The sequence below is a fragment of the Phytopseudomonas seleniipraecipitans genome (assembly GCF_900102335.1).
Classification (GTDB): domain Bacteria; phylum Pseudomonadota; class Gammaproteobacteria; order Pseudomonadales; family Pseudomonadaceae; genus Aquipseudomonas; species Aquipseudomonas seleniipraecipitans.
In genome coordinates this window covers 115,307-139,455 of record NZ_FNBM01000006.1, presented here as the reverse complement: position 1 = coordinate 139,455, position 24,149 = coordinate 115,307, and the positions used below count along the sequence as shown (strand labels likewise).

18 protein-coding genes are annotated in these 24,149 nt (G+C 59.6%); 7 read left to right on the top strand and 11 right to left on the bottom strand.

The features are described from left to right. Window positions 1–25: 25 nt before the first annotated feature. From BLS60_RS14260 to BLS60_RS14240, 5 genes are all read right to left on the bottom strand, one after another. Entirely contained in the window at window positions 26–838 is an 813-nt protein-coding gene (locus BLS60_RS14260) for a crotonase/enoyl-CoA hydratase family protein (protein ID WP_092369227.1), read from the bottom strand. Window positions 839–1,031: 193 nt separating this feature from the next. Next, window positions 1,032–3,302 (bottom strand): Orn/Lys/Arg family decarboxylase, encoded by a 2,271-nt coding sequence (locus BLS60_RS14255; RefSeq protein ID WP_092369224.1) that lies wholly within the window; start codon window positions 3,300–3,302, stop codon window positions 1,032–1,034. A 115-nt stretch (window positions 3,303–3,417) separates the two neighbouring features. Then, window positions 3,418–4,158 carry a DNA polymerase III subunit epsilon gene (dnaQ, locus tag BLS60_RS14250; RefSeq protein ID WP_092369221.1) on the bottom strand — a complete coding sequence of 247 codons (741 nt, stop codon included), beginning with the start codon at window positions 4,156–4,158 and terminating at the stop codon, window positions 3,418–3,420. Next, the gene (rnhA, locus tag BLS60_RS14245; protein WP_042552587.1) at window positions 4,151–4,603 is read right to left on the bottom strand and encodes a ribonuclease HI; all 453 of its coding nucleotides are present in this window, start codon (window positions 4,601–4,603) and stop codon (window positions 4,151–4,153) included. Before rnhA ends, dnaQ begins: the two co-directional genes overlap by 8 nt. A gap of 44 nt (window positions 4,604–4,647) precedes the next feature. Continuing rightward, window positions 4,648–5,409, bottom strand: a complete 762-nt coding sequence (locus BLS60_RS14240; RefSeq protein ID WP_092369218.1) for a class I SAM-dependent methyltransferase — start codon at window positions 5,407–5,409, stop codon at window positions 4,648–4,650. 88 nt (window positions 5,410–5,497) lie between these two features. Here BLS60_RS14240 and gloB point away from each other — a divergent pair, with 88 nt between their 5' ends. The 7 genes from gloB to BLS60_RS14205 all read left to right on the top strand — a co-directional run bounded on the left by gloB (window position 5,498) and on the right by BLS60_RS14205 (window position 15,442). Further along, window positions 5,498–6,271: a hydroxyacylglutathione hydrolase gene (gene gloB, locus BLS60_RS14235; protein WP_092369215.1), complete on the top strand. Its 774-nt coding sequence runs from the start codon at window positions 5,498–5,500 to the stop codon at window positions 6,269–6,271. 99 nt (window positions 6,272–6,370) lie between these two features. Continuing rightward, complete coding sequence (locus BLS60_RS14230; RefSeq protein ID WP_092369212.1) at window positions 6,371–7,930, top strand: LysM peptidoglycan-binding domain-containing protein; 1,560 nt, start codon at window positions 6,371–6,373, stop codon at window positions 7,928–7,930. A 107-nt stretch (window positions 7,931–8,037) separates the two neighbouring features. Continuing rightward, the gene (locus BLS60_RS14225) at window positions 8,038–9,870 is read left to right on the top strand and encodes an extracellular solute-binding protein (RefSeq protein WP_092369500.1); all 1,833 of its coding nucleotides are present in this window, start codon (window positions 8,038–8,040) and stop codon (window positions 9,868–9,870) included. Next, window positions 9,867–11,717, top strand: coding sequence for an extracellular solute-binding protein (locus BLS60_RS14220; RefSeq protein WP_092369209.1), 1,851 nt, complete (start codon window positions 9,867–9,869; stop codon window positions 11,715–11,717). Before BLS60_RS14225 ends, BLS60_RS14220 begins: the two co-directional genes overlap by 4 nt. After that, complete coding sequence (locus tag BLS60_RS14215; RefSeq protein ID WP_092369206.1) at window positions 11,718–12,806, top strand: microcin C ABC transporter permease YejB; 1,089 nt, start codon at window positions 11,718–11,720, stop codon at window positions 12,804–12,806. 1 nt (window position 12,807) lies between these two features. Then, window positions 12,808–13,827: an ABC transporter permease gene (locus tag BLS60_RS14210; protein ID WP_070883381.1), complete on the top strand. Its 1,020-nt coding sequence runs from the start codon at window positions 12,808–12,810 to the stop codon at window positions 13,825–13,827. Between the two features lies 1 nt (window position 13,828). Beyond that, the gene (locus BLS60_RS14205) at window positions 13,829–15,442 is read left to right on the top strand and encodes an ABC transporter ATP-binding protein (protein ID WP_070883382.1); all 1,614 of its coding nucleotides are present in this window, start codon (window positions 13,829–13,831) and stop codon (window positions 15,440–15,442) included. A gap of 124 nt (window positions 15,443–15,566) precedes the next feature. Here the strand turns inward: BLS60_RS14205 and BLS60_RS14200 are convergent, their stop codons facing one another. The 6 genes from BLS60_RS14200 to tig all read right to left on the bottom strand — a co-directional run bounded on the left by BLS60_RS14200 (window position 15,567) and on the right by tig (window position 24,032). Beyond that, window positions 15,567–17,426 carry a SurA N-terminal domain-containing protein gene (locus BLS60_RS14200; protein WP_092369203.1) on the bottom strand — a complete coding sequence of 620 codons (1,860 nt, stop codon included), beginning with the start codon at window positions 17,424–17,426 and terminating at the stop codon, window positions 15,567–15,569. Window positions 17,427–17,643: 217 nt separating this feature from the next. Next, entirely contained in the window at window positions 17,644–17,916 is a 273-nt protein-coding gene (gene hupB / locus BLS60_RS14195) for a nucleoid-associated protein HU-beta (RefSeq protein WP_070883384.1), read from the bottom strand. Between the two features lie 135 nt (window positions 17,917–18,051). Continuing rightward, the gene (gene lon / locus BLS60_RS14190) at window positions 18,052–20,448 is read right to left on the bottom strand and encodes an endopeptidase La (protein ID WP_092369200.1); all 2,397 of its coding nucleotides are present in this window, start codon (window positions 20,446–20,448) and stop codon (window positions 18,052–18,054) included. A gap of 148 nt (window positions 20,449–20,596) precedes the next feature. Then, window positions 20,597–21,877 carry an ATP-dependent Clp protease ATP-binding subunit ClpX gene (clpX, locus tag BLS60_RS14185; protein ID WP_070883386.1) on the bottom strand — a complete coding sequence of 427 codons (1,281 nt, stop codon included), beginning with the start codon at window positions 21,875–21,877 and terminating at the stop codon, window positions 20,597–20,599. Window positions 21,878–21,986: 109 nt separating this feature from the next. Further along, window positions 21,987–22,628, bottom strand: a complete 642-nt coding sequence (clpP, locus tag BLS60_RS14180) for an ATP-dependent Clp endopeptidase proteolytic subunit ClpP (protein WP_070883387.1) — start codon at window positions 22,626–22,628, stop codon at window positions 21,987–21,989. Window positions 22,629–22,721: 93 nt separating this feature from the next. After that, window positions 22,722–24,032 carry a trigger factor gene (tig, locus tag BLS60_RS14175; protein WP_092369197.1) on the bottom strand — a complete coding sequence of 437 codons (1,311 nt, stop codon included), beginning with the start codon at window positions 24,030–24,032 and terminating at the stop codon, window positions 22,722–22,724. Window positions 24,033–24,149 lie beyond the last annotated feature (117 nt).

The following is a 24,149-nucleotide window of genomic DNA, read 5'->3' as shown; positions in this document are numbered from 1 at the left end:
TCTCGCATAAGTGATAAAGCCGACATCAGTCAGCGAATTCCGGGTTTTGCTTGCTCATGTGAGCCGCCATGGCCACACGCAGGTCGACTGACTGCAGCATGGCGGCGTTCCAGGTCGCGACGTACTCAAGCCCGTCGTCGACGCGATGATCGCGCATATAGCGAATCATTTCCTTGGTACCGCGCACGGCAATTGGCGATTTTGCGGCGATCAGCCGAGCGATATCCATTACCCCAGTCTGCAGGCCATCGAGGTCGGCAAAAACCTGGTTGACCAGGCCAATCTGACGGGCTTCCGCCGCACCAACCGTGCGCCCCGTGAACGCCAGCTCGCGCATCATGCCATCGCCGATAATTCTTGGCAGACGCTGCAGGGTCCCGACATCGGCAGCCATACCGACATCGATCTCCTTGATGGCGAACTGCGCGTCTTCGGCGCAATAACGCATGTCGCACGCCGACACGAGGTCGATGGCGCCACCGAGGCAATAGCCCTGGATCGCGGCCAGCACCGGCTTGCGGCACTGGTCGACAGCATTGAACGAGGCCTGCAGCTCGAGAATCTTGCGCCGCAGGGTCTGCGCGTTGCGCCCGACGTCCGTGCCCAACTGGCTGCCGATTTGCGCCAGCAGGCTGAGGTCGATGCCGGAAGAAAAGTGCTTTCCTGCGCCGGATAACACCACGACGCGGACTTCATCGGTCTCATCGACCCAACGGAAAATGTCGATGATCTCCGTCCAGAAGGCGGCGTTCATCGCGTTGATCTTTTCCGGGCGATTGATAACCACATGGGCGACCTTGTCAGCCAACTCGACGCGAAAAGCCTGATAGTCGGCCATGACAGTCATCCTCGGCAGCAAGCGCTGAGCGCTATGGATCATAGGGGCAACGGCGGCACTAATGGCCCCGTGATGGCGGTTACTGGGAACCGCGCAACTATAGCAAGCGCGGCTGGAAAGTCGATCACACCCGGTGTGACGTGCAGCACGCCTCGCTCAAGCGAATGCGCCAATATGGCGCATTTATGTCGTTTCACGCTTGCGTGATGCAATCCACGGTGTAATAGCGGCCCTGATCGCCCTCATGGCGCTGCAGCCCGTGTACGTCGGCATCGAAACCGGGGAAGCGCTGCTCGAATGCCTGAGCGAAGCGCAAGTAATCGATGATCGAGCGTGTTTCCGTGGTGAAGCGCTCGCCAGGCATGATCAGCGGAATACCCGGCGGATAAGGCACCAGCATCACTGCCGCGATGCGCCCTTGCACATCGTCGACCAACACTTCTTCCACCTCACCGCGCACCAGCTGGTTGTAGGCGTCGGCCGGCTTCAAGGCGATCTCAGGCAGCACGGTGTACATGCGCTTGAGCGATTTGGCGGTGGCGTTCTCTCGGTAGCAATCGTGCAGCGCATCGCAGAGGTCGTGCAGGCCCATGCCCTGGTAGCGGCTGCCACCGTCCCTGGCGATGGAAGGCAGCACGCTGGTCAATGGCAGGTTGGCGTCGTAGCTGCGCTTGAACTCCAGCAGTTCGGTCAGCAGCGTGCTCCATTTGCCTTTGGTAATGCCCATGGAAAACAGCACGAGGAACGAGTACAGGCCGGTTTTCTCGACCACCAGGCCACGCTCCCAGAGGAACTTGCTGACCACCGCAGCGGGAATGCCGCGGTCATCCAGGCGGCCGCCGGCGGTCAGGCCGGGCATCACCAGCGTCACCTTGATCGGGTCGAGCAGCACGTAGTCCTCGGCCACGTCACCGAAACCGTGCCAATCAGCTTCGGGCTGCAGCAGCCAGTCCGTCGTGGATACATCATCGGCGCCTTCGGTCTGTGGTGGCTGCCAGATACTGAACCACCAATCCTCGCTGCTCAGGCTCTGCCCGAGGTTGGCGAGGGCACGGCGGAAACTCAAGGCTTCGTCGAAGGTTTCCTGGATCAGTGAACGCCCGGCCGGCCCTTCCATCATCGCCGAGGCGACGTCCAGCGAGGCGATGATGCCGTACTGCGGCGACGTGGAAATGTGCATCATGAAAGCTTCATTGAAGCGATCGCGATCAAGCTTGCGCACACCGGTGCCCGCGCCGCCCTCTTGCACGTGAATCATCGACGCCTGACTGAAGGCTGCCAGCAGCTTGTGAGTCGAATGCGTAGTGAACACCATCGGGCCGCCGGCCTCACGTGTGGTGCCCATTCCGTAGCGGCCGGCGTAGAACTCATGGAACGCGGCGTAGGCGTACCAGGCCTCATCGAAATGCAGCACCTCGACCGAGTCGCCCAGGGTGCGCTTGATCAGTTCGGCGTTGTAGCACAGCCCGTCGTAAGTCGAGTTGGTCACCACCACGAGCTTGACCTTGGGCTCCCGGCCGCGCGCCAGCGGGCTGGCATCGATCTTGGCCTGGATAGACTCGCGGGAGAACTCGCTCAGCGGAATCGGCCCGATGATCCCCAGCTCGTTGCGCTCCGGCGAGAGGTATAGCGGAATCGCGCCGGTCATGATGATCGCGTGGAGAATCGATTTGTGGCAGTTGCGATCCACCAGCACTAGGTCGTCACGGCCGACCATCGAATGCCAGACGATCTTGTTGGCGGTCGAGGTGCCGTTGATCACGAAATAGGTGTGGTCGGCGCCGAAGTTGCGGGCGGCACGCTCCTCGGCGGCCGCCAGCGGGCCGGTGTGGTCGAGCAGCGACCCGAGTTCGGGCACCGACACCGACAGATCGGAGCGCAGCGTGTTTTCCCCGAAGAACTGGTGAAACGCCTGGCCCACCGGACTCTTGCGGTAGGCCACCCCCCCGCCATGGCCAGGCGTATGCCAGGAATAGTTGGACTGCGAGGTGTGCTGCACCAGCGCCTTGAAGAACGGCGGCAACAAGCCATCGAGGTAATTGCGCGCAGCTCGCGCCACCTGCCGGGCCAGGAACGGCACGGTATCTTCGAACAGGTAGAGAATGCCGCGCAGCTGATTGAGGTCGGCCATGGCTTCGGCCGGCGCGTTCTCGATGGTGACCTGCTCGCCAAGGGCGAAAATCGGTAGCTGCGGCGCGCGTCGACGAGCGATGCGAATCAGCTCGACCATGTCCTGCAGCAAGTGGCGATTTTCCCCAGCGCCCTCGGCGGCGACCAGGATGCACGCCAGGCCATGATGGGTAGAAGCGACGATGTGCCCCTCCGCAGAACTGGCCGTGGGCAGAATGGTGAAACCGTCCTGCTCCAGTTCTTGGGCGATGGCCCGTACACGCTCGCCGGCCACGGTATCGGCCTTGATATCACGATGAACGATGAGTACCGGGAACTTGAGGTCTTTGTACATCAGCTACACCTGAGGTCACACGGGATCGACCCGCTGTGTCCTCAGGGTAGAGGCTCGCCGGAAAGGACGGAACCCCCTGCAAGCGCAGCTGTACGAAAAGGTCGCAATTCGCCGATCAGGAGGCGGCGCCCTCTTCCATCTGCGCCCACAGCGCGGGGGCGCCGGCGGCCTTCTCGATTGCCGCCAGGCGCGCGACATGAGCGGCGATATCTTCGGCGCTGGCGGCAATCACCACACCCTGGGCCCGGTCGGCGGGCAGGCGGCGAATCGGTGTCGGCTGCTGACGGCCGTTGCCGTCACCTTCGGAACCATCACCCGCCAGCGAAAGATTGGTCTGCCCACCGGTCATCGCCAGATAGACGTCGGCAAGAATCTCGGAGTCGAGCAAGGCGCCGTGCAGCTCGCGGCCGGAGTTGTCGACGCCATAGCGTTTGCACAGCGCATCGAGGCTGTTGCGCTGGCCCGGATGGCGCTCGCGGGCCATCTGCAGGCTGTCCAGCACGTCGCAATACGAGGCGAGGTCCGCGCGCTCGTGCTGGCCGATCAGCGAGAACTCATTGGCCAGAAAGCCCACGTCGAACGGCGCATTGTGGATGATCAGCTGCGCGCCCTTGATGAACTCGTAGAACTCGTCGGCAACGTCTTTGAAGCGCGGTTTGTCCTTGAGGTCTTCGCTGGTGATGCCGTGAACGGCGATAGCGCCTTCATCGATATCACGATCGGGCTGCAGGTACACATGGAAGTGCCGCCCGGTCAGGCGACGCCCCTCGACCTCGACACAGCCGATTTCGATGACCCGGTGACCATCGCTAACCGGCATACCGGTAGTTTCAGTATCCAGTACAACTCTACGCACGCTTCATGCTCCTGATGTCTTCGACGCCGCGGTTGGCCAGCTGGTCCGCGCGTTCATTGCCTGGGTGGCCAATGTGGCCGCGCACCCACTGCCAGGTCACGTTGTGACGGTTGACCTGCTCGTCCAGTTGCTGCCACAGGTCGGCATTCTTTACCGGCTCTTTCGCAGCGGTTTTCCAGCCACGCTTCTTCCAGTTGGGCATCCATTCCTGAATGCCCTTCATGACGTATTGCGAGTCGGTAACCAGGCGTACGTCACAGGGACGTTTCAACTCGGCCAGGCCGCGAATCGCCCCCATCAGTTCCATGCGGTTGTTGGTGGTCACGGCCTCGCCGCCCCAAAGTTCCTTTTCCACACCCTGGAACACCAGCAATGCGCCCCAGCCACCGACGCCGGGATTGCCTTTGCAGGCACCGTCGGTGTAAAGCTCAACTTGTTCGGACATTCAGCGCCTTCGTCTATGGTCTGATCGATGTTGCGATTGCCGGATCAGGACGCTTCGCTATCGCGACGGCTGACCTTGGCGACCGGCATGGGCACCAGCTTGCCCATCGGTTCGCGACGGGGCTGGCGCAGGGGGCGCAGGCCGACCACCAGCTTGCGCGCCACCAATACGTAAAAACCGCCACCCGGCGACTGCCAGGCGCCGCCCCAGCGTTCCAGGGGGGCGAGCCGAGCCTGCCAGGCAGCGGAAGCAAGCGGCGGACGATAACATCCGAAGCGCCGTTTCTCCAGCGCGAAGCCAAGCAGGTTGAGCCAGTCGCCAAGGCGCCCCGGCGCGATACAACGAGCCTCGTGAAGGATGTCATGGGCGAACAGATGACGGATGCCCCAGGCACTCAGCGGGTTGATGCCGACCACCAGCAGGTGACCGCCCGGGCGCACGCTGCGCGCAGCCTCGCGCAGCAGGCCGTGGGGGGACTGGCAGAAGTCCAGACCGTGCTGCAGTACCACCACGTCGGCGGCATGCTCGACCAGCGGCCAGGACTGCTCTTCACAGACGATCTCGACGCCCGCGAACGGGGCGCCAACGCGCACGCTGCGCTGGATCTGCTGTGTGTCGATGGAGGTTTCGGCACACGGGCCGTAGTGCACCAGGTAGCCGCCGAAGAAGCGCGCCAGTTCCTCGTCCAGCAGGCGCTGCTCCTGCTCCAGCAGCAACCGCCCTAAGGGGCTGGTGAACCACTCACGGGCCGCACCAATCAACTGCAGCCAATCGGCGTCAGCCTGGGCAAAGGGATCGTCGTTCATGGATTCTTGCTCATGGACAGTACCTGCATAGCCATCTTCAACAATGACACCTAAGATGCACCTTTGTCCCCCGCTTGGCGACCACCTGATGATCAAGATCGAAGCCCTCAGCGCATTCTCAGACAATTACATCTGGCTGCTCCAGGACCAGCAAAGCAAACGCGTCGCTGTCGTCGACCCCGGTGACGCCGCGCCGGTGAAGGCCTGGCTGCAGGCGCATAGCGACTGGACCTTGAGCGATATTCTGATCACCCACCACCACGCCGATCATGTCGGCGGCGTCGAGCAATTGCGCAGCGAGACCGGTGCGCGCGTGCATGGCCCGGCGAATGAAACCATCCCCGGCCGGGATCAGGCGTTGGTCGATGGCGAGCGCATAGAAGTGCTTGGCCTCACGTTGCAGGTCATCGAGGTGCCCGGTCATACCCTAGGCCACATTGCTTTCTATCAGGGCGACCATCACTGGTTGTTCTGTGGCGATACGCTGTTCGCGGCCGGCTGCGGCCGGCTGTTCGAAGGCTCACCTGCGCAAATGCACAATTCGCTGCAACGTCTGGCGGCATTGCCGGACAGTACGCTGGTGTACTGCGCCCATGAGTACACCTTGAGCAACCTGCGCTTCGCCCACGCTGTCGAGCCTGACAATCCGGCCGTTGCCGCACGCTTGCAGCAAGTTAGCGAATGGCGTGAACAGGGCCGTATCAGCCTGCCTTCGCAACTGGCGTTGGAGCGCGCCACCAACCCCTTTTTACGAGCTGCTGAAACATCGGTTAAAGAAATGGTCACCAGCCGTGAAGGCCGCGCGATGGGCAGTGAGGGTGAGGTTTTCGCCGCGCTGCGCGCCTGGAAAGATCATTTCTGAAGCGCCGACTAGGCCGCAAAATACTGGTCAAAACTTGACCACACCTGGATCGGTTTCTAGAATCCCCCGACTTTCGATCCAGGACACCCCCACTAACCAATGCCTTCCTGTCCCCGTAACTCGTTGAACCAAAAGGCATTGGCCTTGCGCTCCCCGGCGCTCGCCATGGCTATTTGCGCTGTTCTCAGTGGCTGCCAAAGCCTCGACCAACAGGCCGTTAACGATACAGGCCCGACTGTCGATTTGAGTGGCAGAACGCCGCAAGAGCCCCTTTGGATCAATGCTGCGGCTCAAGCCGAGCAGCCCAAGGACATTTGGGAGCGGGTACGGGCAGGTTATCAACTACAGGACACCATTGGCGTCAATCCGCGGATCGAGCAGCAGCGCCTTTGGTTCGCCAGCAACCCGTCCTTCGTGGAAACGTCCGGTGAGCGCAGCAGCCCCTACATTCATTACATTGTTGAACGCCTGCAAGAGCGCAACATGCCCATGGAGTTGGCGCTGCTGCCGATGATCGAAAGCGCCTACAACCCGTTCGCCTACTCGCCAGCCAATGCTGTTGGGCTGTGGCAGTTCATACCGTCTACGGGCCGTCACTTCAACCTGCGCCAGACCAGTTGGTACGACGGCCGTCGCGATGTTACGGCCTCCACCCAGGCAGCCATGAATTACCTGGCGCGCCTGCACGAGATGTTCAACGGCGACTGGCTACTGGCGCTGGCAGCTTACAATGCTGGTGAAGGACGCGTCAGCCGCGCCATCGAGCGCAATCAGAAGCTTGGCTTGCCGACTGACTACTGGAACCTGTCGCTGCCCCAGGAAACCCAGAATTACGTTCCCAAACTGCTGGCCCTGTCTCAGGTCATCATGGCGCCCGGCGCTTACGGCGTGAGCCTCAACCCGATTGCCAACGAGCCTTACTTCGAAGAAGTGGAGCTCAAGCAGCGCATGGACCTGTCGCGCATCGCAGCCCTCGCCGAGGTCGATGAAGACGAGCTGTACCTGCTCAACCCGGCGTTCAAAAAACGTATCACCATGGACGGCCCGCAGCACCTGCTGGTGCCAACCGAGAAGGTCGAGCTGCTGACGGCCAACCTGTCGACCCTCAAGCCTCAGGACCTGCGCAACTGGCAGGAATACGTGGTGCGCCCGGGCGACAACCTGCATGGTATCGCCAGCCGCTACGAGCTGAGCGTCGCCAGCATCAAGGAGCTCAACCAGCTCGCCAGTAGTACCTTGCGCGTCGGCCAGCATATCAATCTGCCGACCACGGCTCAGCCAACACAGGAAGCAGCGCCGCAACGTGCCGGCAATACTGCGCTGGCATCGCGCACCTATCAGGTACGCAGCGGCGACAACCTCTGGACGATCGCCAAAGCGCACAGCGTGTCGGTCACCGACATCCAGCATTGGAATGCACTGAAAGGCAATGCATTGCGGGTCGGCCAGGATCTGAAAGTGCGCGGTACCACCGAGCGCCCCTCAGTTGCGCAGCTCTCGCGTGACGACGTGACCTATTACAAGGTGCGCAAAGGCGACTCGCTGCACCTGATTGCCAAACGTTTCAATGTACAGATGAAGAGCCTGCAAAGCTGGAATCCAAGGACCGGCAAGGCGCTGAAACCTGGCCAGGTGCTGACCCTGCGTCTGCCTGACTGAAGCTTCATGCCACACACATGACGCAAGCGGCCGGGGCTGGCCTTTTTCCTGTACAGACAAGCTGTTACTGTACGGCGATCTATGCGGCCCCGGATCGGACATTGCACTTGAGACGCCCTCTCCTCTCGCTGATTTTCGGCCTGGCCACCAGCTTCCCGGCCCTGGCAACGCTCAGCGAAAGCCATGGCTACGCGCAGTTCGGCACGCTCAAATATCCCGCCAGCTTCACCCACTTCGATTGGGTCAATCCCGAAGCGCCCAAAGGCGGCACCCTGCGAATCATGGCCGCGGGCAGTTTCGACACCCTCAACCCCTACACCTTCAAGGGCACCAGCCCGGTCGCCACGGCCAACTTCCTGCAATATGGCGTCACCGAGCTCAACGAGCCGTTGATGGTCGGTACCGGCCAATACGACCCCTCTGGCGACGAGCCCGCGTCCAGCTATGGGCTGATTGCCCAATCCGTCGAGTACAGCGAGGACCGCAGCTGGGTAGTGTTCAACCTGCGCCCGGAAGCGCGCTTCCACGATGGCAAGCCGATCACTGCCTACGACGTGGCGTTCTCCTACCGGCTACTGCTCAAGGAAGGCCACCCGCAGTACCGCACCAACCTGCAGGAGGTGAAGCGTGTCGATATCCTCAATCGGCACCGTGTGCGCTTCGTGCTCAAGCGCTCGAACAACCCGCTGCTGATCCTGCGCCTCGGCGAACTGCCTGTGCTGCCGCAGCACTACTGGAAAGATCGGGACTTCAAGGCCACTACGTTCGAGCCGCCACTGGGCAGCGGCCCTTACCGAATTACCCAGGTCAATCCAGGGCGCAGCCTCAGCTTTGAGCGAGTCGAAAACTGGTGGGGGGCGTCGTTACCGGTCAACCGTGGCAAGTACAACTTCGATCGCGTCGAAGTGGATTTCTATCGCGACAGTCATGTGGCTTTCGAAGCGTTCAAGGCCGGCGAATTCGATCTGTACATTGAGCAGCAGGCGAAGAACTGGGCGAACAATTATCGCTTCCCGGCGGTGACTCGCGGCGACGTGGTCCGTGCAGAAATTCCCCACCAGATTCCCACCCAGACCCAGGCGCTGTTCATGAACACGCGGCGCAACACGTTCGAGGACGTGCGTGTTCGCGAGGCCCTCGGCCTGATGTTCGATTTCGAGTGGACCAATCGCACGCTCTTCAACGGCTCCTACACCCGCGCCGCCAGCTATTACCCCAACAGCGAGTTCTCCGCCAAGGGTAAACCCAAGGGCGCTGAGTGGCTGCTGCTGTCACCTTATCGCGCGCAGTTGCCATCCCAGCTCTTCACCGAGCCGTTCCAGATGCCGATTACCGATGGCCGCGGCATTCCCCGGGAAACCATGCGTCGTGCTCTGGGTCTATTGGCCGATGCCGGCTGGAAGCCCTCTGGTCAGCGTCTACTCAACGACAAGGGGCAGGCGCTGCGCTTCGAGATATTGCTGGTCAACCCCAACCTCGAACGCATCCTGCAGCCCTTCACCGAGAATCTGGCAAGCATCGGCATACAGGCCAACCTGAGAACCGTGGACCGCGCCCAGTACAAGCAGCGCCTGGACCAATTCGAATTCGACATGATACTGCTGACCCTGCCGCAAACCCTCAGCCCTGGCCTGGAGCAATCGCTGTACTTCCATTCCAGCCAGGCCAGCGTAAAAGGTGGCAAGAATTACGCGGGCATCAGCGACCCGGTGGTCGATGCCCTGCTCGACAAACTGCTCTCAGCCCGCAGCCGCAACGAACAAGTGGCCGCGACCCGCGCCCTGGATCGCGTGATGCTCTGGCAGCACTACACCATTCCCAACTGGTACATCGACTATCACCGCCTGGCGTACCGTAACCGCTTTGCCTTCGTCACCACGCCGCCCTACACGCTGGGGTTGCGAACGTGGTGGCTGAAACCCACGGAGACCACCCAATGACGCGTCCGCTGCGCTCATTTCTGATGCATGGCAGCGCCCTGCTGCTGCTTGGCCTCGCCAGCCTGACCCAGGCCGCACCCAAACACGCGCTGACGCTGTACGGGGAGCCGCCCAAATACCCTGCCAATTTCAAGCATTTCGACTACGTCAATCCTGACGCGCCCAAGGGCGGCATCCTGCGCTTGCCTGGCCTGAATGGTTTCGACAGCTTCAACCCGTTCATCCCCAAGGGTAACTCGGCCGATCGCCTGGGCCTGATCTACGACACGCTGACCTACCATTCGCCCGACGAGCCGTTCACCGAGTACGGGTTATTGGCCGAGAAAGTCGAGAAAGCTGCCGATGACAGCTACGTGCGTTTCTTTCTCAACCCCAAGGCGCGGTTCCATGACGGTGAGCCGGTTACCGCCGAGGACGTGATCTTCACCTTCAACGCACTGATCGAGCATGGCGACCCGATGTACCGCCATTACTACGCGGACGTCGCCCAGGTGGTGGCGGAAAACGAGCGGACCGTGCGGTTCACCTTCAAGCATGCCGGCAACCGCGAGCTACCGCTGATTCTCGGCCAGTTGCAGGTACTGCCCAAGCACTGGTGGGCCGGTCGCGACTTCTCGCGCGGCGGGCTGGAAATTCCGCTCGGCAGCGGCCCCTATCGCATCGCCGACTTCTCGGCCAACAGCTCGATTCGCTTCGAGCGGGTCAAGGACTGGTGGGCCAAGGATCTGCCCGTCGCCCGCGGCCAATACAATTTCGACGAGATCCGCATCGAGTACTTCCGCGACATGGCCGTCGCGCTGGAAGCGTTCAAGGCCGGCCAGTTCGACGTCAACCTGGAGTACTCCGCCAAAGACTGGGCCACGGGCTACAACTCGCCAGCGCTTCGCGCCGGGCGCTTCGTCCAGGAAGCCTTCCCCAACCGCAATCCGGCTGGCATGCAAGGCTTCGTCTTCAATATCCGCAAACCCATGTTTCAGGACCCTCGGGTGCGCGAGGCCATCGCCCTGTTGTTCGATTTTGAATGGGCCAACAAGCAGCTCTTCTATGGCGCCTACAAGCGCACCCATAGCTACTTCGAGAACTCGGAAATGGCCGCTACCGGCCTGCCCAGCGAAGCCGAGCTGAAATTGCTGGAGCCGCTGCGCGGGCAAATTCCCGATCGGGTGTTCACCGAGACGTTCAAGCCACCGGTCAGCGATGGTAGCGGCATCATCCGCGATCAGGCCCGCCGTGCGTATCAGTTGCTGACTGATGCAGGCTACCGTATCGAGAACGACAAGATGGTCGATGCCAACGGCAATCAGCTGGCGTTCGAGTTTCTCAATCACCAGGCCAACCTGGAGCGGGTGATTCTGCCCTTCAAGCGCAACCTCGCAGAACTGGGCATCGACCTGCAGATTCGTCGTGTCGACGTGTCCCAGTACGTCAATCGCTTGCGCTCGCGGGACTTTGAAATGACTTCGTCGATCTGGCCGCAGTCCAGCTCTCCGGGCAACGAACAGCGCGAATTCTGGCATTCCAGCAGCGCCGACAACCCCGGTAGCCGCAACCTCATCGGCCTGCGTGACCCGGCCATCGACCAGCTGGTCGACGGCCTGATCCGCGCCGACTCGCGTGAGTCGCTGATCACCCACACCAGGGCACTAGATCGCGTTCTGCTGTGGGGCAACTACGTGGTTCCGAACTATTACGTGGATGCCTATCGTGTGGCCTACTGGAAGCGTTTCGGCCACCCGCAGAAATCGCCGTTGTATGACTACGGCCTGATGAACTGGTGGCAGGAAAAGCCTATTGGAGAAGTGATAACGCCCGAAGACAAGCCCACCACCGAGCAGGAAGAACGCTAGATGCTGGCTTATATTCTGCGGCGCCTGCTGCTTATCATCCCGACCCTCTTCGGCATCCTAGTGATCAATTTCGTGATCATCCAGGCCGCGCCTGGCGGTCCGGTCGAACAGATGATCGCCAAGCTCGAGGGCTTTGATGCGGCCTCCGGCGGCGCCACGGGGCGTATATCCGGAGGCGGCGGTGGCGAAGTGGCCACCGCTGGATCCAACTACCGCGGCGCCCAAGGCCTCGATCCCGAACTGATTGCCGAAATCGAGAAAATGTACGGTTTCGACAAGTCGGCGCCGGAGCGTTTCTGGATCATGCTCAAGAACTACGCACAACTCGACTTCGGCGAGAGTTTCTTTCGCGACGCCAAAGTCATCGACCTGATCATCGAGAAGATGCCCGTGTCCATTTCCCTGGGGTTATGGAGCACGTTGATCATGTACCTCGTGTCCATCCCGCTGGGGATTGCCAAGGCCACCCGGCATGGCAGCGCCTTTGATGTGTGGACCAGCTCGGCGATCATCATCGGTTATGCGATCCCCGCCTTTCTGTTTGCCATCCTGTTGATCGTGCTGTTCGCAGGCGGTAGCTATTACGACTGGTTCCCGCTGCGTGGCCTGACGTCGAGCAACTTCGATGAACTGAGCCTGAGCGGCAAGATAATCGATTATTTCTGGCACCTGGCGTTGCCGGTAACGGCGTTGGTGATTGGCAATTTCGCCACCCTGACCCTGCTGACCAAGAACAGCTTTCTCGACGAGATCAACAAACAGTACGTGACCACAGCACGTGCCAAGGGCCTGAGCAACACCCGCGTGCTGTACGGCCACGTATTCCGCAACGCCATGCTGTTGATCATTGCGGGTTTCCCGGCTGCGTTCATCGGCCTGTTCTTCACCGGCTCGCTGTTGATCGAGGTGATCTTCTCGCTCGACGGCCTCGGCCTACTGAGCTTCGAGGCGGCGATCAACCGTGACTATCCGGTGGTCTTCGGCACCTTGTTCATCTTCACCTTGCTGGGACTGGTCGTGAAACTGATCGGCGATATCACGTATACCCTGGTCGATCCACGTATCGACTTTGAAAGCCGGGAGGCCTGACATGGCACTATCCCCGCTCAATCAGCGACGCTTCGAACACTTCAAAGCGCATAAACGCGGCTGGTGGTCACTGTGGATTTTCCTCGCGCTGTTCTTCGTGACCCTGGGCGCCGAGCTGATCGCCAACGACAAACCACTGGTAGTCAGCTACGACGGCGAGCTGTATTTCCCGGTACTCAAGCGCTACCCGGAAACCACCTTTGGCGGAGAATTTCCGCTACAGGCCAATTATAAAAGCCCATATATCCAGGATCTGATCGAGAAAAAGGATGGCTGGATGGTCTGGCCGCCCATTCCGTTCAGCTACTCGAGCATCAACTATGAGCTCACGGTACCGGCCCCCGCTCCGCCTTCAGCGGACAACTGGCTGGGCACAGATGACCAGGGCCGCGATGTGCTTGCGCGGGTGATCTACGGGTTCCGGATTTCCGTGCTGTTTGCCCTCAGCCTGACCCTCGCCAGCTCGGTGATCGGCGTCGTCGCCGGTGCCCTGCAGGGCTTTTATGGCGGTTGGGTGGACCTGACCGGGCAGCGCATCCTGGAGATCTGGTCCGGCCTGCCAGTACTGTACCTGCTGATCATCCTGGCCAGTTTCGTGCAGCCGAACTTCTGGTGGCTGCTGGGCCTGATGTTGCTGTTTTCCTGGATGAGCCTGGTGGATGTGGTGCGTGCAGAGTTTCTGCGTGGCCGCAATCTGGAATACGTGCGCGCAGCCCGTGCGCTGGGCATGCGTAACGGCGCCATCATGTTCCGACATATCCTCCCCAACGCCATGGTGTCGACCATGACCTTCCTGCCGTTCATCCTCACTGGCGCCATCGGCACGCTCACTGCGCTGGACTTCCTCGGCTTCGGCCTGCCTGCCGGCTCACCGTCGCTCGGCGAACTGGTGGCGCAAGGCAAATCCAATCTGCAGGCGCCTTGGCTCGGCATGAGCGCATTCGCCGTGCTGGCCATCATGCTCAGCCTGCTGGTGTTTATCGGCGAGGCCGCTCGCGATGCCTTCGACCCGAGGAAATAAGATGACTCATCCCGAAAACCTCGTCGAAGTACGTGACCTGTCCGTGGCATTCGTCAACGGCGACAGCCGACGGCAGGTGGTCAATAGCATCAGCTTCGACATACGCCGCGGCGAAACACTGGCACTGGTTGGTGAGAGCGGCTCTGGCAAGTCGGTGACCGCCCACTCGATCCTGCGCTTGCTGCCCTACCCCCAGGCGCAGCATCCCAGCGGCACCATTCATTATGCCGATCAGGATCTGCTCAAGCTCAGCGAGAAGAAACTGCGTGGTATCCGCGGTAACCGCATCGCCATGGTGTTTCAAGAGCCGATGACGTCGCTGAATCCGCTGCACAGCATCGAGAAGCAGATCAACGAGGTGCTCGCCCTGCATAAGGGGTTGAGTGGCAAGGCTGCTACTCGGCGCACGCTGGAGCTGCTGGAGCTGGTCGGCATCCCCGAGCCACAGAAGCGCCTCAAGGCGTTGCCACATGAGCTCTCCGGCGGGCAGCGTCAGCGTGTGATGATCGCCATGGCCCTGGCCAACGAACCGGAGCTGTTGATTGCCGACGAGCCGACCACGGCGCTTGATGTCACCGTGCAGTTGAAGATCCTCGAACTGCTCAAGGATCTGCAGGCCCGTCTGGGCATGGCCATGCTGATCATCAGCCATGACCTCAACCTGGTGCGGCGCATCGCCAACCGCGTATGCGTCATGCAGAACGGCGAGCTGGTCGAGCAGGCCGATTGCGAAGCCTTGTTTACAAGCCCACAACATCCCTACACCCGCGAGCTGCTGGCAGCCGAACCGGATGGCGGCCCGGTGACTACCCACGCTGCCGAAACCATGCTCGAAGTCGAGGATCTGCGTGTCTGGTTCCCGATCAAGAAGGGATTGCTACGGCGCACCGTTGATCACGTAAAGGCTGTGGATGGCATCAACTTCAGCCTGCAGCGCGGGCAGACTCTTGGAATCGTTGGCGAAAGCGGCTCGGGCAAGTCCACGCTGGGGCTGGCTATCTTGCGCCTGATCGGCAGCCAGGGCGCGATCCGTTTCGGTAACGAGGCGTTGAATGGCCTCTCGCAAAATCAGGTGCGCCCCTTCCGGCGCCAGATGCAGGTGGTGTTCCAGGACCCGTTCGGCAGCCTGAGCCCCCGCATGACCGTGGGCATGATCGTTGGCGAGGGGCTGCGTATTCACGGCATCGGCAATGCGGCTGAACAGCAGCAAGCGATCATCGACGCGCTTCTCGAGGTGGGCCTGGATCCCGAGAGCCGCCATCGCTACCCTCACGAGTTCTCGGGTGGGCAACGGCAGCGCATCGCCATTGCCCGGGCGCTGGTGCTCAAGCCAGCGTTGATTCTGCTGGACGAACCGACGTCGGCGTTGGACCGCACCGTGCAGCGTCAGGTGGTGGAGCTGCTGCGTGCGCTGCAGAGCAAATACAACCTGACCTATCTGTTCATCAGTCATGACCTGGCTGTGGTCAGAGCCCTCAGCCATCAACTGATGGTGGTCAAACAAGGCCAGGTGGTCGAGCAAGGAGATGCCGAGTCGATCTTCCACGCCCCGCAACACGCCTACACGCAGCAGCTGCTGGAAGCTGCGTTTCTGTCACCCGTCAGCGCCACATAACTGGGCGATAATAAAAAAGGCCCCGTTGTCCTCATCGACACGGGGCCTTTTGTTTATCGGGTGCGTTGCTAAAGAAACACAAAGGCCCCGAATTGGGGCCTTTGTCATTCAGCGGGTGTCGGGGTTAGAAACGCTCGATATCAGCCTTGGCTTCCAACTGCTTACGGAACGCCGCAAAATCCTGCTGGCCACTGCGCGAGGCGAGGAAACGGCGGTACATGGCCTTCTCTTCGTCGCTGAGCGCTTCCGTTAGCTCGCTGACACCCTTGAGGCGCACCACCACGAAATCACCATTGTTCAGCGTTACGCCACTGAACTCGGATTTGCCGTCGGTTGGTTTGGGCATACGGAACAGCGCCTGCAGCACCGCCGGATCAACGCCGTCCTGATTGCGGGTGGCCGCTTCAACTACCTGCCAATCATCGCCCTCCGCCTGCGCCTTGCCATCACGCAGGTCGGCAACCAATTTCTCTCCGGCTGCCTTGGCGGCTTCGCTGGCACGGGTCTGGGTCAACTGAGCACGGATGCTGTCGCTCACCTGTTCCAGCTCCAGCTGCTTTGGCTTGCGGTGCTCCTTGGCACGGATCACCACCAGCGTGCTCGGATCAAGCTCGATGACGCTGCTGTTGCTACCGTCTTCCAGTACCTCCTGGCTGAAGGCAGCTTGCAGCACCTGGCGATTACCGGCGATACCTTCTCCGCCCTGACGGGTGATTGGCTCACTGGTCTGCACCTTCAGCCCCAGCTCTTGTGCAGGCTGAGCCAGATCGGAGGATTCGAACGCCGCATCTTCCAGCTGTTTGGTCGCTTCCACGAAACGCTGCTCGACACGCTGAGTCTTGAGATCAGCTTCAAGCTTATCTTTCATGCTCGCCAACGGCGGCACTTCAGGAGCTTGAACGCCCAGCAACTTGATCAGGTGCCAGCCAAATTCGGTGCGAACCGGTGCCGATACTTCATCCTTGTTCAGTGCGTAAAGCGCATCCTCGAAGGCTGGGTCATACACGCCCTTGCCCGCGTAACCGAGATCACCGCCATCGCTGGCAGAACCTGGGTCCTGAGAAAACTCCTTGGCCAGCGCGGCGAAATCTTCGCCCTGCTGCAGACGCTTCTGAATCTCTTCGATCTTCGCCTTGGCCTGTTCATCACTGACGTCGCCGCCCGCTTCGATCAGGATGTGCGCGGCGTCGCGTTGCTCGGCCAGGCTGGCGATTTCTGACTCGTATGCGGCCTTCAACTCGTCATCGCTGACCGTGATACCAGAGAAGAAGGAGTCTTTCTTCAGCTCGACGTAATCGAGTACGACCTGTTCAGGACTCATGAACTGAGCCTGCTGGGCATCGTAGTAGGCTTTGATGTCGTCGTCGCTGACCTGCACCGCATCGGCATCCACCTTGATGGTACGGGTGGCGAAGTCGCGGGTCTGCTTTTCAAGCCGTGCGAAGGCAGCCACTTCTTCGTCGGTGACAAAGCCGCTGCCAGACAGCCCGGCACGCAGCTGGCCGATCAGCATTTCTTGCTCGAGCATCTGCCTGAACTGCATGCGGGTATAACCCAGCTGGCGAATTACCTGGTCGAAACGTTCGGCATTGAAACGCCCATCCACCTGGAACTCAGGGGTCTGAACGATCACCTGGTCAAGGGCTGGCTGGGAAAAGGCAAAATTGGCGTCGGCCGCACCTTGCAATAGCAGGGAGCGCTCGATCAATCCTTTCAACGAGGCTTCACGGAGAAGCTTTTCATCCAGCAGCGAAGGGTCAAACTCCTGCCCCAGTTGTTGCAGCAACTGGCGGCGCTGCATCTCCACAGCTTGATTGAGTTCATTCTGGCTGATCGCCTCGCCATTCACTTCGGCAGCGTTCTGGCTGTTGCTGGTACCGGTGATAATCGCATCAACACCTGTCAGCGCCATAAGGACGACGATCAGGCCGATGATGGTTTTGGCAATCCAACCCTGTGAATTGTCCCTGATATTTTGCAGCATGCTTCCCCCAGAACGACCACGTACTAAAAATGGCCGCGCAGCGTGGGTAAAATCCGGATAGAAGAAAGGCGCATCCTGGGATGCGCCTTCTCGTAGCGTGCGGAGCGGAACGGGATCATCTATCTACAATCCCCGGTATCACGGACCAAATGGTCCTATTGCCGCTTCACAACTGAGCCGGGGTTAGCCGACCCGGCGGGCAAAGGCCCGAAGACGCTTAGTTGACAGCGTCTTTCAGAGCTTTGCCAGCTTTGAAACCTGGGATCTTGGCAGCAGCGATGCTGATCGGCTTGCCAGTCTGCGGGTTGCGGCCAGTGCGAGCAGCGCGCTCTTTCACAGCGAAAGTACCGAAACCTACCAGTACCACGGAATCACCAGCCTTCAGAGCACCAGTAACGGATTCAATTACTGCGTCCAGCGCACGGCCAGCAGCAGCTTTCGGGATATCAGCAGATGCAGCGATGGCATCGATCAGTTCCGACTTGTTCACTCTAAGTCCCCTTAATTTCGGTTGAGTTTGTTTCTTGATTTTAATGGAAGCGAATCGGGTGCTAGATGGCCTGCCGACACGGTAAGAGCCGCTTTATAACAAGGGCTCTAAAATAGTGTCAAGGAAGCCACCCGGCTAATGCGTGCTGATTCGCTCCTTGGAATCAGACTCGCGTTTTTCATCCTTTGCAACCAACTCCGGAGCCGCGTCTGGCAAGGGCTCCGGGGCGTATTGCAGCGCAATTTGCAGGACCTCGTCAATCCATTTAACCGGTTTAATCTGCAGGTCTTGCTTGATGTTCTCAGGAATTTCCTTGAGGTCGCGGACATTCTCCTGAGGAATGATCACGGTTTTGATTCCACCGCGATGTGCTGCAAGCAGCTTTTCCTTCAAGCCACCGATGGCCAGCACCTGCCCGCGCAGGGTGATTTCACCGGTCATCGCGACATCCGCGCGCACCGGAATCTGCGTCAACGCAGACACCAGCGCAGTGCACATGCCAACACCGGCGCTTGGGCCATCCTTGGGCGTCGCGCCTTCGGGCATGTGGATGTGAATATCACGTTTCTCATAGAAATCGGGTGCCACTCCAAGGCTCTGAGCACGGCTGCGCACCACTGTTTGTGCGGCTGTGATCGATTCGACCATCACGTCGCCCAGCGAGCCAGTCTTGATCAGATTACCCTTGCCAGGCACCACAGCGGCTTCGATAGTGAGCAATTCGCCACCTACCTGAGTCCACGCGAGCCCCGTCACCTGACCGACATGATCCTGCTGCTCAGCGAGGCCATAGCGGTGTTTGCGCACGCCCAGGAAATCCTCAAGCGACTCGGCCGTAACCAGCACATGGAAGCGCTTTTCCTTCGCGTGCTGCTTCACCGCGCGCCGACAGACCTTGGCAATCTGCCGCTCCAGGCTTCGCACACCGGCTTCTCGCGTGTAGTAACGAATAATGTCGCGAATTGCCGCTTCTTCGAATTCAAGCTCGGTTTTTTTCAAACCATTGGCCTGAATTTGCTTGGGCGCGAGGTATTTGACCGCGATATTGATCTTTTCGTCTTCGGTGTAGCCTGGCAAACGAATCACTTCCATTCGGTCCAGCAAGGCTGCCGGGATATTCATGGAATTGGCCGTGCACAAGAACATCACGTCGGACAGGTCGTAATCGACCTCAAGGTAATGGTCGTTGAAATTGTGATTTTGCTCGGGATCGAGCACTTCCAGAAGTGCCGAGGCAGGATCTCCGCGCATGTCCTGACCCATCTTGTCGATTTCATCGAGCAAAAATAGCGGGTTGCGCACCCCTACTTTGGTCATCTTCTGGATCAGGCGGCCCGGCATCGAACCAATGTAAGTGCGACGGTGACCACGGATTTCCGCTTCGTCACGCACGCCACCCAACGCCATGCGCACGAACTTGCGGTTCGTGGCACTGGCGATGGACTCGGCCAGAGAGGTCTTGCCGACGCCAGGCGGGCCGACCAAGCAGAGAACCGGTCCCTTGAGCTTCTTCACGCGCTTTTGCACCGCGAGGTACTCGAGGATGCGCTCTTTCACCTCTTCGAGGCCGTAGTGATCGGCGTCCAGAATGCTTTCAGCACGAGTCAGATCGAGACGGACCTTGCTCTGCGCCTTCCATGGAACATTCACCAGCCAGTCGATATAGGAACGCACTACGGTGGCTTCGGCGGACATTGGCGACATCTGCTTGAGCTTGTTCAGCTCCGCCTGAGCCTTGGTATAGGCTTCCTTGGTCAGCCCGGCATTCTCGATGCGGCGCTTGAGCTCATCGAGCTCGTTATGGCCATCTTCGCTATCACCGAGCTCTTTCTGAATGGCCTTCATCTGCTCATTCAGGTAGTACTCGCGCTGGCTGCGCTCCATCTGTTTCTTGACGCGCCCGCGGATGCGTTTCTCGACCTGCAGCAGGTCGATCTCGGCATCCAGCAATGCCAGCACATGCTCGACACGCGTGGGCAGGTCAACGATCTCGAGGATTTCCTGCTTCTGCTCGATCTTCAGCACCATGTGCGCAGCCATGGTATCGACCAAGCGGCTCGGCTCATCGATGCTGTTGAGCGAGGACAGCACCTCGGCAGGTACTTTCTTGCCAAGCTGGACGTACTGCTCGAACTGGCTCAGTAGGCTGCGGGTGAAGACTTCGGACTCGCGTTCCGGCGCATCGACTTCGTCGAGCAACTGGACTTCGGCACGGCTATGCCCGTCAGCCTCGATGAACTGCTCGATTTCACCACGCTGCTCGCCTTCAACCAGCACCTTTACGGTGCCATCAGGCAGTTTCAGCAGCTGCAGCACCGTGGCCACAGTGCCGACTCGGTAGAGCCCTTCTTCATTAGGTTCATCGTCAGCGGGATTCTTCTGGGCCAGCAGCAGGATCTGCTTTTCCCCATTCATCGCGGCTTCGAGTGCTTCGATGGATTTCTCGCGACCCACGAATAGCGGGATGACCATGTGCGGATAGACCACGACATCGCGCAAAGGCAGGAGAGGCAATTCGATGGTTGTCTTCATGATTTTGGCTCTACGGCGGCCTTGCGGCCGTGAACGGTGGGAGTACCCTTGATTCTAAGATGGGGGTTACCCCAGGAAAAAACAAGCGCCGCGAGGGCAAAAGCAAAGGGGCCCACAGGCCCCTTGCTTTCATCAGCTGATAAACGCGTTACGCGTCAGGCGCAGCCTTGGCTGGCGCCTCACTGTTTTCGTAGATCAACAATGGCTTGGAAGTGCCGTTGATCACGCTTTCATCAATGACCACCTTGCTGACATCCGTTTGCGACGGAATGTCATACATGGTGTCGAGCAAAACGCCTTCGAGAATCGAACGCAGACCGCGAGCCCCAGTCTTGCGCTCCAGCGCCTTGAGCGCCACAGCCTTGAGCGCATCTGGACGGAATTCAAGATCAACGCCTTCCATCTCGAACAGCTTGCCGTATTGCTTGGTCAAGGCGTTCTTCGGCTCAGTGAGAATCTGCACCAGTGCAGCCTCATCAAGCTCTTCCAACGTCGCAATGACCGGCAGACGGCCAACGAACTCTGGAATCAGACCGAACTTGACCAGGTCATCAGGCTCGATTTCGCGCAACGACTCGCCAATTTTCTTGCTTACATCCTTGGTACGTACTTCGGCACTGAAACCGATGCCGCCCTTGGTAGAGCGCCCCTGAATCACCTTCTCGATGCCTGCGAAAGCGCCGCCACAGATGAACAGGATGTTGCGCGTGTCGACCTGCAGGAATTCCTGCTGAGGATGCTTACGGCCCCCTTGAGGCGGAACGGAGGCAACGGTGCCCTCGATCAACTTCAGCAGTGCCTGCTGGACGCCCTCACCCGATACGTCTCGAGTAATGGACGGGTTGTCCGACTTGCGGGAAATCTTGTCGATTTCGTCGATGTAGACAATGCCCATCTGGGCCTTCTCGACATCGTAATCGCACTTCTGCAGCAGCTTCTGGATGATGTTCTCGACATCTTCACCCACGTAGCCAGCTTCGGTCAGGGTTGTGGCATCCGCGATGGTGAACGGAACGTTCAGCAAGCGCGCCAGGGTTTCAGCCAGCAACGTTTTGCCCGAACCTGTCGGACCGAGGAGCAGGATGTTGCTCTTGCCGAGCTCTACATCATCCTTCTTCTCGCGCTGGTTGAGGCGCTTGTAGTGGTTGTAAACCGCGACTGCCAGAATCTTCTTAGCGCGCTCCTGACCGATCACGTATTGATCGAGGATCGCGCTGATTTCCTTGGGAGCCGGCAGTTTGTGCGCGCTGCTCTCTGCCTGGGCTTCCTGCACCTCCTCACGGATGATGTCATTGCACAGGTCGACGCACTCGTCGCAGATAAAAACCGAGGGGCCAGCAATCAATTTGCGCACTTCATGCTGGCTTTTGCCGCAGAAGGAGCAATAAAGCAGCTTGCCGTTGTCCTCGCCGTTGCGGGTGTCAGTCATTCGATCAATCCAATACCGTAGGCTTAAAACACAAGATGGAGCCAAACCGGGGCATTTTCAAGCCCGATGTGCGGCTGACCGACCATTGTCGATCAGCTCGCCTCGCTCATCAGCCGATTTGTTCGCGACGGCTGTGTACCTTGTCGATCAGGCCGTAGTTAACAGCTTCCTCGCCGCTCATGAAGCGGTCGCGGTCGGTGTCACGGGCAATCACTTCAATCGGTTGGCCGGTGTGATTGGCAAGAACCTGATTCAAACGCTCACGAATGAAGAGGATTTCCTTCGCATGGATCTCGATATCCGAGGCCTGGCCTTGGAATCCGCCCAGCGGCTGGTGAATCATCATCCGCGAATGCGGCAGGCAGTAACGCTTGCCAGCAGCGCCGCCCGCCAGCAACAGCGCGCCCATGCTGCAGGCTTGGCCAATGCAGGTGGTCGACACGTCGGGCTTGATGAACTGCATAGTGTCGTAGATCGACATGCCGGCAGTCACCGAACCGCCTGGCGAGTTGATGTACAGGTGAATGTCCTTGTCCGGATTCTCGGCTTCAAGGAACAACAGTTGCGCAGCTACCAGATTGGCCATGTAGTCTTCGACCGGGCCGATCAGGAAGATCACCCGCTCTTTCAGCAGGCGCGAGTAGATATCGTAAGAGCGCTCGCCACGGGCGGACTGCTCAACAACCATAGGTACCAGACCGCCAGCGGCCTGAATATCGGACATTTGCTGCATGAAAGGATTGTGCGACATTTCCAGCACTCACTCCTAATAAAAGTCATGTCTCGAATACGCATAAGCCAGCACTGTGGCTGGCTTATGGTGTTCTCGAACGAGGTGAAGAAATCAGGCGGCTTGCGGAGCTTCTACCGGCTTGACTGCTTCTTCGTAAGAGACCGATTTGTCAGTCACATTGGCCTTCTGCAAAACAGTATCTACAACTTGCTCTTCCAGTACAACCGAACGGACTTCGTTCATTTGCTGGTCGTTCTTGTAGTACCACGCCACGACCTGCTCTGGCTCCTGGTAGGCCGAGGCCATTTCCTGGATCAGCTCACGCACGCGTGCATCGTCTGGCTTCAGCTCGAACTGCTTGACCACTTCGGCAACGATCAGGCCGAGGGAGACACGGCGCTTGGCTTGCTCTTCGAACAGCTCGGCCGGCAGTTGATCAGGCTTGATGTTGCCACCGAACTGCTGAACAGCCTGCACGCGCAGATTGTTGACTTCGCTGGCGATCAGCGCTTTCGGCACTTCGATCGGGTTGGCGGCCAGCAGGCCGTCCATCACCTGATTCTTGATCTTGGACTTGATAGCCTGGCGCAGCTCGCGCTCCATGTTCTTGCGAACCTCGGCGCGGAAACCTTCCAGGCCGCCTTCCTTGATGCCGAACAGGGTGAAGAACTCGTCGTTGAGTTCCGGCAGCTGCGGCGCGGAGACGTTATTCACCTTGACGGTGAATTCGGCAGTTTTGCCGGCCAGGTCGAGGTTCTGGTAATCCTCGGGGAAAGTCGGATTGATCACGCGCTCTTCACCGGCCTTGGCGCCGATCAGCGCGTCTTCAAAGCCTGGAATCATACGGCCTGAGCCCAGCACCAGCTGAGTGCCGGTGGCGGAACCGCCAGCAAACGCTTCGCCGTCGATCTTGCCGACAAAATCAATGTTCAGCTGGTCGTCTTTTTCCGCAGCACGCTCAACGGCTTCGAAACGGGTGTTCTGCTTGCGCAGGATGTCCAGCATGTTATCGACATCGGAATCAGCCACATCAGCTTGCTGACGCTCTATAGCGATGCCTTCCAGACCACCGATGGTGATTTCCGGAAACACTTCGAAGGTCGCGATGAATTCCAGGTCCTTGCCCTTCTCCAGCACTTTCGGCTCGACCGATGGTTGGCCGGCAGGCGCGAGCTTCTGCTCGGCAATGGCTTCATAGAAGGAGGACTGAATCACGTCACCCACGGCTTCCTGGCGCGCATCAGCTTCAAAACGCTGACGAATTACGCTCATTGGCACTTTGCCTGGACGGAAACCAGGAATCTTGGCTTTCTGGGCAGTCTGCTGCAGACGCTTGTTGACCTGAGTCTCGATACGCTCGGCCGGCACAGTAATGCTCATGCGGCGCTCGAGAGCGGAAGTGCTTTCAACAGAAACTTGCATGGATATTCCTCGTTGCACAGACATATGCCAGCCGTTCACCGGCCCCATTTAAGGGCATGCATTCTAGAGGGAGGTGTTGCAGAAGTCACCCTAGATGCAGGTGGCAAACGGGAGGGG